The organism is Pseudomonas sp. GV105, assembly GCF_003058185.1.
GTDB classification, from domain to species: Bacteria; Pseudomonadota; Gammaproteobacteria; order Pseudomonadales; family Pseudomonadaceae; genus Aquipseudomonas; species Aquipseudomonas veronii.
This window is the reverse complement of sequence record NZ_QBUF01000003.1, coordinates 434,437-448,108: the sequence shown is the minus strand read 5'-3', so window position 1 is coordinate 448,108 and position 13,672 is coordinate 434,437. Positions and strand designations below refer to the sequence as shown.

Sequence of the window (13,672 nt, the reverse complement as noted above, 5' to 3'; positions counted from 1 at the left end):
CTTGCCCCCGATGGCGGTGTGTCAGTCAGTAGATGTGTGGGCTGTCACACCGCTATCGGGGGCAAGCCCCCTCCCACATTAGATTTGCAGTGCCTGGGAGATTTCAGATCAGTTCTTCAACCAACTGCAAACAATGATTCAGCCCCGGCGACTGATCATTCACCCGCCGGCTGAGAATAATCGGCGAGGTCGCGGTGGCTTCCACCACCGGCGTGTAGCCGATGTCCGCGCGATGCAGCACCTGCACCGACGCCGGCACCAGCGTCACGCCCATGCCCGCGCCGACCAGGCCGATGGCGGTCTGCAACTCGTTGGTCCACTGCGCCACCTTGAGGCTCAAACCATGGGCGTCGAACAGCGCGATCACATGGTCGGCATAACTGGGCCGCGGGTTGCCGGGGTACAGCACAAACGGCTCGGCGGCCAATTGGGCGAGGGTGGCGGGCGCGCCCAGCAAGGCGTGGCCGGCGGGCAACACCGCAACCAGGCGGTCCTCGACCAGCACCCGCTGGACGATGGCCGGGTCATCGATGCGAATCCGCCCGAAGCCCACGTCGATCCGCCCGGCCTTGAGCGCTTCAACCTGCTGCAGGGTAGTCATTTCCGACAGCCCCAGTTCCAGTTCCAGCGCGTCGTGGTTGCGCAGCCGCCGAATCAACTCGGGCAGCACGCCATACAAGGTCGACGGCGCAAAGCCGATGCCCAGCCAGGTCTTCTCGCCCTGGCCGATACGCCGGGTGGTGTCGCAGACCTTGCCCAACTGCTCCAGCAGCACAGTGGCGTGTTCATAGAAAAACCGCCCGGCCTCGGTCAGCCGCAGCGGTCGGCCGCGCTCGAGCAGTATCACGCCCAATTCATCCTCCAATTGCTGGATCTGTCGGCTCAACGGCGGCTGGGCGATGTGCAGGCGTTCGGCGGCGCGGGTGAAGTTGAGGGTTTCGCCCAGCACCTGGAAATAGCGCAGATGTCGCAGTTCCATGACAGCTCCTTTGATACCTTGAAGGTATTGTGCGAGACCAATTCTATATTGGAAGCCAAGAAAAATGCGGCACAGAATCGGCTCAAATCTATAAAGAACCCAACGGGTATAGCCATGCCGATTTGTGCCATCGAGTCGATCGAAACCATCATCGTCGACCTCCCCACTATCCGCCCGCACAAGCTGGCGATGCACACGATGCAGAACCAGACCCTGGTGATCGTCCGCCTGCGTTGCGCCGACGGCATCGAAGGCCTCGGCGAAGCCACCACCATCGGCGGCCTGAGCTACGGCAACGAAAGCCCCGACAGCATCAAGATCAACATCGACCGCCACTTCGCCCCGCTGCTGATCGGCCAGGACGCGAACAACATCAATGCCGCCATGTTGCGCCTGGCGCGCAGCATTCGCGGCAACACCTTCGCCAAGTCCGCCATCGAAAGCGCCTTGCTCGATGCGCTGGGCAAACGCCTGCACCTGCCGCTCAGCGAACTGCTCGGCGGCCGCGTGCGCGATGCGTTGCCGGTGGCCTGGACCCTGGCCAGCGGCAACACCGAGCAGGACATTGCCGAAGCCGAGAAGATGCTCGACCTGCGCCGTCACCGTGTCTTCAAATTGAAGATCGGCGCCGGTGAGGTCAGTGCCGACCTGGCCCATGTGATCGCGATCAAAAAAGCCCTGGGCGAGCGCGCCAGCGTGCGCGTCGATGTCAACCAGGCCTGGGATGAAGCCGTTGCCCTGCGCGCCTGCAAGGTGCTCGGCGACAACGCTATCGACCTGATCGAACAGCCGATCTCGCGCAACAACCGCGCTGGCATGGCCCGGCTTCAGCTGTCGAGCCCGGTGCCGATCATGGCCGACGAATCCATCGAATGTGTCGAGGACGCTTTCAACCTGGCCCGCGAAGGCGCGGCTTCGGTGTTCGCCCTCAAGATCGCCAAGAACGGTGGCCCGCGCGCGGTGTTGCGCACGGCCGCGATTGCCGAAGCGGCCGGGATCGGCCTATACGGCGGCACCATGCTCGAAGGCGGCCTCGGCACCCTGGCCTCGGCCCATGCGTTTCTCACCCTGGACACACTGGCGTGGGGCACCGAGCTGTTCGGCCCGCTGCTGCTCACCGAAGACATCCTCACCGAGCCGCTGGTGTACCGCGATTTCCAGCTGCATGTCAGCACCGCACCGGGCCTGGGCCTGGCCATCGATGAAGAGCGCCTGGCGTTCTTCCGTCGTGACAACCACTAAGAGGCGCCTGCCATGTTGTTCCACGTAAAAATGAGCGTACACCTGCCCGTCGACATGAACCCCGAACGTGCCGCCAGCCTCAAGGCCGACGAAAAAGCCCTGGCGCAGCGCCTGCAGCAAGAGGGCAAATGGCGCCATCTGTGGCGCATCGCCGGGCTCTACGCCAACTACAGCGTGTTCGATGTCGACAGCGTGCAGGAACTGCACGACCTGCTGATGCAACTGCCGCTTTATCCCTACATGGCCATCGAAGTGAATGCGCTGTGCCGGCACCCGTCGTCGATCCACGCGGACGACCGCTGAGCCTGTTTTATCCCCAATAATTACAAGATGAGGATTGCACCATGTCCATCCGACTGTCCCAGACTGCCCATGCCCAACAGTTTCTCGAAGAAGCCAGCGGCCACCGCAGCGAAAGCGGTAACCCGCGCACCAAGACGCTGATCTACCGGATCCTGCGGGACACGGTGAACATCATCGAAGACCTGGAAGTCACCCCCGAAGAGTTCTGGGCGGCGGTCAACTACCTCAACGAATTGGGTCAACACCAGGAAGCCGGTTTGCTCGCCGCCGGGCTTGGCCTGGAGCATTACCTGGACCTGTTGATGGACGCCGCTGACGAAGAAACCGGCAAAACCGGCGGCACCCCGCGCACCATCGAAGGCCCGCTGTATGTGGCGGGGGCGCCGCTGTCGAAATACGAAGCGCGCCTGGACGACGGCCAGGACCCGGGCGTGCCGCTGTTCATGCGCGGCCAGGTACGGGACACGCAGGGCAAACCGTTGGCCGGGGCGATTGTCGATGTGTGGCAGGCCAATACCGGCGGCACTTACTCCTGGTTCGACACCGCGCAGTCGGAATTCAACCTGCGCCGCCGCGTCGAGACCGACGCCCAGGGCAACTTCCGTTTTCGCAGCATCGTGCCATCAGGTTATGGCTGCCCGCCGACCGGGCCGACCCAGCAGTTGCTCGATCAACTGGGACGCCACGGGCAGCGGCCGGCGCATATTCACTTCTTCATCTCGGCGCCGGGGCATCGGCACCTGACCACGCAGATCAACCTGTCGGACGACCCGTACCTGCACGATGATTTTGCCTACGCGACACGGGATGAATTGATTGCCGAAATTCGCTTCAGCGACGATCAGCACCTGGCGCGGGAACTGGGTGTGGAAGGGCGCTTTGCGCAGATCGATTTTGACTTTGAGGTGCAGCTTGCCGATGCGCCGCTGGAGCAAAAGCGCATGCAGCGGGTTCGTGCATTGGAAGATTGATCAGCACGGTCAAAAAATGTGGGAGGGAGCTTGCTCCCGATAGCGGCGGATCAGTAAACATTTAAGTGACTGACACACGGCTATCGGGGGCAAGCCACCCTCCCACGTTGTTTTGCGGTGTGGCTGACTATTTGCGCAACACCAGATCCAACACTTCATCGCGATCCTTGATCTTCTGCAACACGATCTCCGAGCGGATATCCATCACCCCCGCCGTGCGGTTCAGGTGGTTCACGATAAAGTCCGAAAAGTGCTTGAGGTTGCGCGCCTGCACCCGCAGCACGTAGTTGCTGGCGCCGGTGATCACGTAGGCGCTGGCCACTTCCGGCCAGCCTTGCACCTTCTGGATAAACGTCTCGTGCCAGTCCTCCACGTCCTGGCGCACCGACAGGTGGACGATGGCCTCGAGTTCGATCCCCAACCGCTCGGCATTCAACACCGCCCGATAGCCGCTGATGATGCCTTCGCTTTCCAGCAGGCGCAGACGGCGCAGGCAGGCGGAGGGCGACAGTGCGACTTTTTCTGCGAGTTCCTGGTTGCTGATACGGCCGTCCTGTTGCAGGAAATGCAGGAGGCGCAGGTCGGTGGCGTCGAGAATCATGCTTAGAATAAATCCGCGTGTTTTCGGTTGAACTTCGAATTTCCTACAGCTTAATTAGCCTGTTGCCCACAACTTTGCACGAAAATTCTCTAAAACTTCGCTCATTATTTACGGCATCTTCACTTATAAAAACCAGGACAGCCCATGATCACTCGAAGCCATTGCCAAGCCCTTGACGACCAGGACCGGTTGGCGCCGCTGCGTCACCAGTTCGCCTTGCCGCAGGGGGTGATCTACCTCGACGGCAACTCCCTCGGCGCACGTCCGGTGGCCGCGCTTGCGCGGGCGCAGCAGGTGATCGCCGAGGAGTGGGGCAATGGCTTGATTCGCAGCTGGAACAGCGCGGGTTGGGCGGACTTGTCCCAGCGCCTGGGCAATCGCCTGGCGCCGTTGATCGGCGCGGGGGAGGGCGAAGTGGTGATCACCGATACCACTTCCATCAACCTGTTCAAGGTGCTCAGCGCCGCCTTGAGCGTGCAGCGCCAACGCGCGCCGCAGCGCAAGGTGATCGTCAGCGAAGCGAGCAACTTCCCCACCGACCTGTACATCGCCGAAGGCCTCGCCGAACTGCTGCAACAGGGCTATTCGCTGCGCCTGGTCAACAGCCCGGACGAACTGCCCCAGGCCATCGACCCGGACGTGGCGGTGGTGATGCTCACCCACGTCAACTACAAGACCGGCTACATGTACGACATGCACGCGCTCACCACGTTGAGCCACGAGTGCGGCGCGCTGAGCCTCTGGGACCTGGCGCATTCGGCAGGTGCGGTGCCCATCGACCTGCACCAGGCCGGCGCCGATTATGCGATCGGTTGCACCTACAAATACCTCAATGGCGGCCCTGGTTCCCAGGCGTTCGTGTGGGTCAACCCGGCGCTGGTGGACGTGGTGCGCCAGCCGTTGTCGGGCTGGTTCGGGCATACCCGGCAGTTCGCCATGGAGACGCGTTATGCACCGAGTGCCGGCATCGCCCGTTACCTGTGCGGCACCCAGTCGATCACCTCGCTGGCCATGGTGGAGTGCGGCCTGGAGATTTTCGAACAGACCGACATGGCCAGCCTGCGCGGTAAATCCCTGGCCTTGACCGACCTGTTTATCGCATTGGTCGAAGCCCGCTGCGCCGCCCATGGCCTGGTGTTGATCACCCCGCGCGAGCACGCCAGACGCGGCAGCCATGTGAGTTTCGAACACCCTGAAGGTTATGCGGTGATCCAGGCACTGATTGCCCGTGGAGTGATTGGCGACTACCGCGAGCCGCGCATCATGCGTTTTGGTTTTACGCCGCTGTACACCTGCTTTACCGAAGTGTGGGACGCCGTGGAAATCCTCGGTGAGATCCTCGACAACCGCACCTGGGACCAGGCGCAATTCAAAGTCCGTAACAGCGTCACTTGAATAAACACAGACAACAATGGGGGGAGGGAGCTTGCTCCCGATAGCGCTGTATCAGCGTGTGAATCCGGCGACCGACACACCGCCATCGGGGGCAAGCCCCCTCCCACATGGGGGCTGCGGTGTTCATCCATTGAGTGCCTGACGCAGGCTCAATGTGGGAGGGGGCTTGCCCCCGATGGCGGCGGATCGGTCACCTAGGTATCAACTGAAAGACTGCTATATGGGGCTGCGGTGTTCATCCATTGAGTGCCTGACGCAGGCTCAATGTGGGAGGGGGCTTGCCCCCGATGGCGGCGGATCAGTCACCTAGGTATCAACTGAAAGACTGCTATATGGGGTCTGCGGTGTTCATCCACTGAGTGCCTGACGCAGGCTCAATGTGGGAGGGGGCTCGCCCCCGATGGCGGCGGGTCAGTCACCGAGGTATCGACTGAAAGACTGCTATATGGGGTCTGCGGTGTTCATCCATTGAGTGCCTGACGCAGGCTCAATGTGGGAGGGGGCTTGCCCCCGATGGCGGCGGGTCAGTCACCTAAGGTATCGACTGAAAGACTGCTATCACCAGCAAGCCACCTCCCACAGAGGATCTGTGGCAACAGACAAATCGTGCAATCACAACAATAAGGGGCACACCACGTGACCACGCCAAACGACGGCTTTGCAGAAATCACCCACCGCGAACTGGGCCTGAGGCGCCAGCTCTCTTCCGGCCAGATGAGCATGATCGCCATCGGTGGCGCCATCGGCACCGGGCTGTTCATGGGCAGCGCCTATGCCATCGGTTATGCCGGGCCCAGCGTGCTGCTGAGTTACGCTATCGGAGCGTTGATCACCTTGCTGCTGATGGGCTGCCTGGCGGAGATGACGGTGGCCCATTCCACCTCCGGCTCCTTCGGGGCCTACGCCGAGTTCTACATCAGCCCGCTGGCCGGGTTCCTGGTGCGCTACGCCTATTGGGCGGCGATTGTGCTGGCGGTGGGCGCCGAGGTCACGGCGGTGGCGATGTACATGAAGTACTGGTTCGCCAACGTGCCGGAGTGGGTGTGGATCGTGTCGTTCTCCAGCGTGCTGATCCTGCTCAATGCCATCAGCGTGAAAACCTTCGGCAACTTCGAATACTGGTTTTCGACGATCAAGATCAGCGCCATCGTCGGTTTCATCCTCCTCGCGGTGTACGTGGTGTTCGGCTCCGGCAACCCGCAGTACGGGGTGCAGAACTACACGGCCCACGACGGCTTTTTCCCGCATGGCTTGAGCGGTATGTGGATCGCAGTGATCGTCTCGATCTTCAGCTACTTGAGCGTAGAGATGATCGCCGTCGCCGCCGGTGAAGCGGCCGACCCGGAGCAGGCGGTGAAGAAAGCCTTTCGCGCGACCATCGTGCGCCTGGTGGTGTTTTACCTGCTGACCCTGGCGCTGATGCTGGCCATCGTGCCGTGGAACCAGGCCGGGCAGACGCAGAGCCCGTTCGTCACAGTGATGCAGACCCTCGGCATTCCCGGCGCCACCGGGGTGATGAATTTCGTGATCCTGATCGCGGCGCTGTCAGCGATGAACAGCCAGCTCTACATCACCACGCGCATGATGTTCAGCCTGTCCCGCGCCGGCTTTGCGCCCACGTCCATGGGCGCGTTGAGCAAGAGCGGCATCCCGCTGAACGCCTTGTTGCTGTCCAGCTCGGGCATCGGCCTAGCGACCTTGCTTAACGTGGTCTACCCGGAAAGCTCGTTCACGCTGATGATGGCGATCTCGATGTTCGGCGCGATCTTCACCTGGTTCATGATCTTCCTGACGCACCTGTTCTTCCGCCGTTATCGCAAGCGTCATGGCGGGGCGAAGTTGTCGTTCCAACTGCGCCTGTTTCCTTACAGCACGCTGCTGGGCCTGGTGCTGATGGGCGCGGTGATGATCACCACGTATTTCACCGACGCGTTCAAGATGACCTTGGTGTTCGGCGTGCCGTTCCTGCTGATTCTGTCGGCGGTGTATTACGGATTTTTCCGCAAGGGCAGGGCCAAGGCGTCGAGCAAGGCCCTGGCATAACCCGGCAGGTGTTCGAACGAGCGCGCGCATAACAGCAGCGTTCGACAGGCCCAAGCTTCTCGCAACGGCTGGGCCTTGACGCGCTGCGCCCACGGCCAGCGCGCCAGCGCCGCCTGGGGCACGATCCCCAGGCCCGCACCGCGTGCGACCATGCGCAGCACGCCGTCAAAACCCTCGGCGCGGATCCGCGTTTGCAAGCGAAACCCCGCGTGCAACGCCTGTTCCTCCAGGTACACCGCCAGCGCGCTGTGGGCGGCCAGGCCCACATAGTCGTAATGCAGGCTGTCGATAAAACTCACCGTACTTGCCGCCAACGGATGCTCCAGCGGCATGACCAGCACCAGCGGATCGTCGCGAAACGCCAGGGTCTGCAAGCCGTGGGTGTCCACCGCGTCGGAGATGATCCCGAGGTCTGCGGTGCCCTGGCGCAAGGCCTGGGTGATGCGCAGGCTGGGCAGTTCCTGCAGGTCGATGTCCAGGTTGGGGTGGTCGCGCAGGAAATCCGCGAGCAGTTCCGGCAGGTATTCGCTGAGGGCGGTGGTGTTGCACAGCAGGCGCACCTGGCCTTTGACGCCGTTGGCGTATTCCGCCAGGTCCTGTTGCAGGTGCTCGGCCTGTTGCAGCAACAGCCGGGCATGACGCGCCAAGGCCTGGCCCGCGGCCGTCGGCGTGACGCCACGGCGGCCGCGTTCAAGGCATTCAACCCCGAGCGCAGCTTCCATCGCGCGGATGCGCGCGCTGGCGGCGGCCAGGGACAAGTGGCTGCGGCTGGCGCCGGCGGTGATGTTGCCGGCATCGAGGACGTGCAGGTAGAGGCGCAGGTCGATCAGGTCAAAGTGCATGGCTGGAAGATTTCCTTTCGCTGGACTGGCGCTATCGCGAGCAAGCCCGCTCCCACACTTGGAATGCATTTCAACAGTGGGAGGGGGCTTGCCCGCGATGGCGGCATCAGCCTCATGCAAAACAAGAGGCTGCCTCAGTATATGGTGAATTTTCGCGCCCAGCGAAAAGCCCCACACTCGGCCGATGACAACCTTCCTCGCGTTCTACCAAAACCTCGGCCCCGCCCTGACCCTGCTGGTGATCGGCACCTTCCTGCTGGCCGGCACCGTCAAAGGTGTGATCGGCCTGGGCCTGCCCACCGTCGCCATGGGCTTGCTCGGCCTGGCTATGTTGCCGGCGCAGGCTGCGGCGTTGCTGATCATCCCTTCGACGGTGACCAACCTTTGGCAACTGGCCTTCGGCGGCCACTTGAGCGTGTTGCTCAAGCGCTTGTGGCCGCTGTTGCTGTTGATTGTCCTCGGCACCGGGTTGGGCACGCTGTGGCTGGGAATGGGCAGTGGCGCCGGGGTGGTGCGCGCATTGGGCGCGGCCTTGCTGGTGTATGCGTTGAGTGGGCTGTTCCTGCCCGCATTCAAGGTGACGCCCGCGACCGAGCGTTGGTTGGCGCCGGTGTGTGGGCTGGTCACCGGCCTGATCACCGCGGCCACCGGCGTCTTCGTGATTCCGGCGGTGCCGTATCTGCAAGCGCTGGGGTTGAATCGCGATCAGTTGGTGCAGGCGTTGGGGCTGTCGTTCAGCGTGTCGACACTGGCGCTGGCGGCCGGGTTGGCCTGGCGCGGCAGCCTCGGCGGCGGCGAGATCAATGCCTCGTTGTTGGCGCTGGCGCCGGCCTTGTTGGGCATGTGGCTGGGGCAGGCGTTGCGCCAACGGATCAGTGCCGTGTTGTTCAAGCGGGTGTTTTTTATCGGCATGGCGCTGTTGGGCGCGCATCTGTTGATCAGTGGATAAAGGCAACAATAGAGTTAGATTCGTGACTTTTAGTCAAATGTATTTTGCCGCGCCAAGGCTTATTCCGCGCAAGGCACATCGATACCCTGCCTTCAGACATTTTTAATCTCAAGGCGCTCCCCCATGAAAAAAGTCCTGCTGCTCAACGGCGGTAAAAAATTCGCCCACTCCGACGGTCGCTACAACAGCACCCTGCATGACGCCGCCGTGGCTGTGCTCGACCGTGGCGGTATAGACGTCAAGGTCACGCATATCGATGAAGGCTACGACGTCGCCGAAGAAGTCGCCAAATTCCTCTGGGCCGACGTGATCATCTACCAGATGCCCGGCTGGTGGATGGGCGCGCCATGGATCGTGAAGAAGTACATCGACGAAGTCTTCACCGAAGGCCACGGCAGCCTCTACGCCAGCGATGGCCGTACCCGTTCCGACGCCTCGCAGAAATACGGCAGCGGCGGCCTGATCCACGGCAAGCAATACATGTTGTCGCTGACCTGGAACGCCCCGCAGCAAGCCTTCGACGACCCGAGCGATTTCTTTGAAGGCAAAGGCGTGGACGCGGTGTACTTCGCGTTTCACAAGGCCAATGAGTTCCTCGGCATGACGGCCTTGCCGACGTTCCTCTGCGTGGACGTCATGAAGCGCCCGGCCATCGACGCCGATGTGGCGCGCTACGAGCAGCATCTGGCGCAGGTGTTCGACCTCTCGGTGTAAGCTGCGCTGAACCGAGAAAGAGGACAGCCTGTGAAAGCCCGATCCGATGAGCTACAGATCTTCGTCAACGTGATTGAGTGCGGCTCGATTTCGGCGGCGGCGGAGCAGGTCGGGCAGACGCCGTCGGCGGTCAGCCGCACCTTGTCGCGCCTGGAAGCCAAGCTCGATACCACGCTGATCAACCGCACCACGCGGCGCATGGACCTGACCGAGGAGGGCAAGTACTTCTTCGAACAGGCCAAGGTGATCCTGGCGCAGATGGATGATCTGGAGGAGCGCTTGTCGTCGCGTCAGAAAAAACCGGCGGGGCGCTTGCGCATCAACGCCGCCGTGCCGTTCATGCTGCATGGGATCGTGCCGTACATCGCCGAGTTTCGCGGGCTGTACCCAGAGATCCAGCTGGAGTTGAACAGCGATGACTTGATCATCGACCTGTTGGAGCAGAGTACCGACATTGCGATTCGCATCGGCGCGCTGGCCGATTCCACCCTGCATGCGCGATCCCTGGGCTGCACCCCGCTGCATATCCTCGCCAGCCCCGCTTACCTCAAGCAGTACGGCACGCCGACCACGGTCGCCGAGTTGGCCGAGCACACCTTGCTCGGCTTCACCCAGACCGAGACGCTCAACCACTGGCCGTTGCGCCACGTGGCGGGTGACCGCTGGCTGATCGAGCCCGGCATTGCCGCGTCCAGCGGTGAAACCGTGCGCCAGCTGGCGCTCGAAGGGCAGGGCATTGGCTGCCTGTCGAACTTCATGACCAGCGACGACATCGACGCCGGGCGCCTGGTGCCGCTGCTGGAAGCCTTCAACAGCGGTTATCGCCAGCCGATCCACGCGGTGTTTTACCGCAACTCGCAACTGGCCTTGCGCATCCAATGCTTCCTGGACTTCATCCAGGCCAAGCTGGCGCGGTACGCCTGCTGATTCGTGACCTGCACGCAAGATTGAATTGGGCAACACGGTCTTATTCGCCAGGGATGGGGGCTTGATACTGGGCCCATCACTTACTCAGTCAGGAGAGACCTCCATGAACGTATTCGTTACCGGCGCCGCCGGATTTATCGGCGGCTCCATCGCCACCGGCCTGGTCAAGGCCGGCCACCATGTGACGGGCCTGGTGCGCAGCGCCGAGCAAGCCGCCGAGATGACGGCCCTGGGCATCACCCCGGTCATCGGCACCCTGGATGACCGTGCGGTGTTGACCGAACAGGCCCGGCAGGCCGACGCGGTGATCAACGCCGCCAGCAGCGACCATCGCGCGGCGGTGGAAACGCTGTTGGCCGCCTTGAAAGGTTCGAACAAACCGTTCCTGCACACCAGCGGTTCGAGCATCGTCGGCGATGCATCGGGCGGCAAGGCCAGCGATGTCATCTACTTCGAAGACCACCTGCCGGAACCGACCGTCGACAAGGCCGCACGTGTCGCCATCGACAACCTGATCCTGGCGGCCGCCCAAGACGGGGTGAACTCGGCGGTGATCTGCAACACCCTGATCTACGGCCACAGCCTGGGCGTGAAGCGCGACAGCGTGCAACTGCCGCGCTTGCTCAAGCAGGCGCGCAAGAGCGGAGTGGTGCGCCATGTCGGCACGGGGCAGAACATCTGGTCCAATGTGCATGTCGAGGACGTGGTCGCGCTCTATCTGCTGGCGCTGGAGAAGAATGTGCCGGGCACGTTCTACTTCGTGGAAAGCGGTGAAGCGGCGTTCATCGACATGACCACCGCCATCGCCGAAGCCCTGAACCTGGGCAAGCCGCAGGACTGGCCGTTGGCCGACGCAGAAGCCGAATGGGGCTATGAAATGGCCAACTACGGCCTGGGCTCCAACAGCCGGGTGCGCGGCAAGCATGCCCGTGAATTGTTGGGGTGGGCGCCCAAGCGCACATCGGTGGTGGAGTGGATTCGCCGCGAAATGGTCTGATGTCGGCGTGAGACCGTGGTGCACCCTTCGCGGGCAAGCCCACTCCCACATTTGACGGTGTTCACACCTCGATAACGGGTGCACCGATCAAACCATGGGAGTGGGCTTGCCCGCGAACGGGGTATCCCGGTCAATCTGCCCTGACGCTTCACTGGCCCCACCGCCCGCATTTCCGTACCATTCCCCGCCTTATTCCCCGCAATGCCCGGTACCTCATGAACCTCACCCGTCTTCGCGCCGACGCCCTGGCCGGCCTCACCACGTCTTTTGCCTTGCTGCCCGAGTGCATCGCCTTTGCCCTGGTGGCGCATCTCAACCCGCTGATGGGGCTCTACGGCGCGTTCATCATCTGCACCCTCACGGCATTGTTCGGCGGGCGGCCGGGGATGGTCTCTGGCGCCGCAGGGTCGATGGCGGTGGTGATCGTCGCGCTGGTGGTGCAACACGGCGTGGAGTATTTGCTCGCGACGGTGCTGCTGGGCGGGCTGATCATGCTGGTCTTCGGCCTGCTGCGCCTGGGCAAGCTGGTGCGGATGGTGCCGCACCCGGTGATGCTGGGGTTCGTCAACGGCCTGGCGATCATCATTGCCTTGGCGCAGTTGGAGCATTTCAAGAGCGGTGATACCTGGCTCAGCGGCACGCCGCTGTATGTGATGAGCGGCCTGGTGCTGGTGACCATGGCCATTGTCTACCTGTTGCCGCGCCTGACCCGTGCCGTGCCGCCCGCCCTGGTGGCGATCCTCGGCGTGGGCCTGGCGGTGTACCTGCTGGGCTTGCCGACGCGCACGCTGGGCGACATGGCCCACATCGCCGGTGGCCTGCCGAGCTTCGCACTGCCGCAGATCCCCTGGAGCCTGGATACCCTCGGCATCATCGCGCCCTACGCGTTCCTGATGGCAATGGTCGGCCTGCTGGAAACCCTGTTGACCCTCAACCTCACCGACGAAATCACCGAGAGCCGCGGCTACCCCGACCGCGAAAGCATGGCCCTGGGCGCGGCGAATATGGTCTCGGGCCTGTTCGGCGGCATGGGCGGTTGCGCGATGATCGGGCAAACCGTGATCAACCTCAGCTCCGGCGGGCGCGGGCGTTTGTCCGGGGTCTTGGCTGGGGTGATGATCCTGTTGTTCATTCTGTTTCTGTCACCGCTGATCGAGCGCATTCCGCTGGCGGCGCTGGTCGGGGTGATGTTCGTGGTGTCGCAGCAGACCTTCGCCTGGGCGTCGCTGCGGGTGATCAACAAGGTGCCGCTCAATGACGTGCTGGTGATCATCGCGGTGACCGTGATCACCGTGTTCACCGACCTGGCCACGGCGGTGCTCTGCGGGATCGTGATCGCGGCGCTGAACTTCGCCTGGCAACAGGCGCGTGAACTGTACGCCGATGAATATCTGGAAGCGGACGGCAGCAAACTCTACCGCGTGCATGGCACGTTGTTCTTTGCCTCGACCACGCCGTTTTTGAATCAATTCGACCCGGCCAACGACCCGGCCGCGGTGACGCTGGATTGCCGCCACCTGAGCGTTGTCGACTACTCCGCGATTGCCGCGCTGATGACCTTGCGCGAGCGTTACAGCAAGGCCGGCAAGCATCTGCGCGTGCTGCATTTGTCCGAGCGCTGCAAGAAGCTGCTCAAGCGCGCCAAGGTCCATCACGACTGACCGCAACCTCTGTAGGAGCGAGCTTGCTCGCGAAAAAACCGAGAGCGC

At 62.7% G+C, this 13,672-nt stretch carries 13 protein-coding genes; 10 read left to right on the top strand and 3 right to left on the bottom strand.

Annotated elements, in window-relative coordinates; all coding sequences use genetic code 11:
* Positions 1–103 precede the first annotated feature (103 nt).
* Entirely contained in the window at positions 104–979 is an 876-nt protein-coding gene (locus C8K66_RS08395) for a LysR family transcriptional regulator (RefSeq protein ID WP_017849470.1), read from the bottom strand.
* A gap of 114 nt (positions 980–1,093) precedes the next feature.
* Between C8K66_RS08395 and C8K66_RS08390 the strand changes: the two genes are divergently transcribed.
* Genes C8K66_RS08390 through catA form a run of 3 tightly spaced genes read left to right on the top strand, consistent with a single transcriptional unit; the run spans position 1,094 to position 3,495 of the window.
* The gene (locus C8K66_RS08390; protein ID WP_108524606.1) at positions 1,094–2,221 is read left to right on the top strand and encodes a muconate cycloisomerase family protein; all 1,128 of its coding nucleotides are present in this window, start codon (positions 1,094–1,096) and stop codon (positions 2,219–2,221) included.
* Between the two features lie 12 nt (positions 2,222–2,233).
* Complete coding sequence (gene catC, locus C8K66_RS08385; RefSeq protein ID WP_017849468.1) at positions 2,234–2,524, top strand: muconolactone Delta-isomerase; 291 nt, start codon at positions 2,234–2,236, stop codon at positions 2,522–2,524.
* Between the two features lie 41 nt (positions 2,525–2,565).
* Entirely contained in the window at positions 2,566–3,495 is a 930-nt protein-coding gene (catA, locus tag C8K66_RS08380; protein ID WP_108524604.1) for a catechol 1,2-dioxygenase, read from the top strand.
* A gap of 127 nt (positions 3,496–3,622) precedes the next feature.
* Here catA and C8K66_RS08375 read toward each other — a convergent pair whose 3' ends face one another.
* Positions 3,623–4,096: an Lrp/AsnC family transcriptional regulator gene (locus C8K66_RS08375; protein WP_017849466.1), complete on the bottom strand. Its 474-nt coding sequence runs from the start codon at positions 4,094–4,096 to the stop codon at positions 3,623–3,625.
* A gap of 144 nt (positions 4,097–4,240) precedes the next feature.
* Here C8K66_RS08375 and kynU point away from each other — a divergent pair, with 144 nt between their 5' ends.
* Positions 4,241–5,491, top strand: a complete 1,251-nt coding sequence (gene kynU / locus C8K66_RS08370; RefSeq protein WP_108524602.1) for a kynureninase — start codon at positions 4,241–4,243, stop codon at positions 5,489–5,491.
* A 636-nt stretch (positions 5,492–6,127) separates the two neighbouring features.
* Positions 6,128–7,534: an amino acid permease gene (locus C8K66_RS08365; protein ID WP_046382079.1), complete on the top strand. Its 1,407-nt coding sequence runs from the start codon at positions 6,128–6,130 to the stop codon at positions 7,532–7,534.
* On the opposite strand, the gene C8K66_RS08360 is transcribed toward C8K66_RS08365, so the two are convergent.
* Positions 7,480–8,376 (bottom strand): LysR substrate-binding domain-containing protein, encoded by an 897-nt coding sequence (locus tag C8K66_RS08360; protein WP_108524600.1) that lies wholly within the window; start codon positions 8,374–8,376, stop codon positions 7,480–7,482. The genes C8K66_RS08365 and C8K66_RS08360 overlap by 55 nt on opposite strands.
* Positions 8,377–8,560: 184 nt before the next feature.
* Here C8K66_RS08360 and C8K66_RS08355 point away from each other — a divergent pair, with 184 nt between their 5' ends.
* The 5 genes from C8K66_RS08355 to C8K66_RS08335 all read left to right on the top strand — a co-directional run bounded on the left by C8K66_RS08355 (position 8,561) and on the right by C8K66_RS08335 (position 13,624).
* Entirely contained in the window at positions 8,561–9,325 is a 765-nt protein-coding gene (locus C8K66_RS08355; protein ID WP_108524598.1) for a sulfite exporter TauE/SafE family protein, read from the top strand.
* A 123-nt stretch (positions 9,326–9,448) separates the two neighbouring features.
* Positions 9,449–10,039, top strand: coding sequence for an NAD(P)H-dependent oxidoreductase (locus tag C8K66_RS08350; RefSeq protein WP_046382082.1), 591 nt, complete (start codon positions 9,449–9,451; stop codon positions 10,037–10,039).
* Positions 10,040–10,069: 30 nt separating this feature from the next.
* Positions 10,070–10,966 carry a LysR family transcriptional regulator gene (locus tag C8K66_RS08345; protein ID WP_017847736.1) on the top strand — a complete coding sequence of 299 codons (897 nt, stop codon included), beginning with the start codon at positions 10,070–10,072 and terminating at the stop codon, positions 10,964–10,966.
* A 103-nt stretch (positions 10,967–11,069) separates the two neighbouring features.
* Positions 11,070–11,963 (top strand): NAD-dependent epimerase/dehydratase family protein, encoded by an 894-nt coding sequence (locus C8K66_RS08340; protein WP_108524596.1) that lies wholly within the window; start codon positions 11,070–11,072, stop codon positions 11,961–11,963.
* A 215-nt stretch (positions 11,964–12,178) separates the two neighbouring features.
* On the top strand, positions 12,179–13,624 hold the full coding sequence (locus C8K66_RS08335) for a SulP family inorganic anion transporter (protein ID WP_046382084.1): 1,446 nt from the start codon (positions 12,179–12,181) through the stop codon (positions 13,622–13,624).
* The last annotated feature ends 48 nt before the right edge of the window (positions 13,625–13,672 follow it).

Coding starts and splice junctions, on each gene's coding strand:
- C8K66_RS08340 (WP_108524596.1), top strand. CDS start 11,070: ATGAACGTATTCGTTACCGGCGCCGCCGGATTTATCGGCGGCTCCATC.
- C8K66_RS08390 (WP_108524606.1), top strand. CDS start 1,094: ATGCCGATTTGTGCCATCGAGTCGATCGAAACCATCATCGTCGACCTC.
- C8K66_RS08395 (WP_017849470.1), bottom strand. CDS start 979: ATGGAACTGCGACATCTGCGCTATTTCCAGGTGCTGGGCGAAACCCTC.
- catC (WP_017849468.1), top strand. CDS start 2,234: ATGTTGTTCCACGTAAAAATGAGCGTACACCTGCCCGTCGACATGAAC.
- C8K66_RS08350 (WP_046382082.1), top strand. CDS start 9,449: ATGAAAAAAGTCCTGCTGCTCAACGGCGGTAAAAAATTCGCCCACTCC.
- C8K66_RS08335 (WP_046382084.1), top strand. CDS start 12,179: ATGAACCTCACCCGTCTTCGCGCCGACGCCCTGGCCGGCCTCACCACG.
- catA (WP_108524604.1), top strand. CDS start 2,566: ATGTCCATCCGACTGTCCCAGACTGCCCATGCCCAACAGTTTCTCGAA.
- C8K66_RS08360 (WP_108524600.1), bottom strand. CDS start 8,376: ATGCACTTTGACCTGATCGACCTGCGCCTCTACCTGCACGTCCTCGAT.
- C8K66_RS08375 (WP_017849466.1), bottom strand. CDS start 4,096: ATGATTCTCGACGCCACCGACCTGCGCCTCCTGCATTTCCTGCAACAG.
- kynU (WP_108524602.1), top strand. CDS start 4,241: ATGATCACTCGAAGCCATTGCCAAGCCCTTGACGACCAGGACCGGTTG.
- C8K66_RS08355 (WP_108524598.1), top strand. CDS start 8,561: ATGACAACCTTCCTCGCGTTCTACCAAAACCTCGGCCCCGCCCTGACC.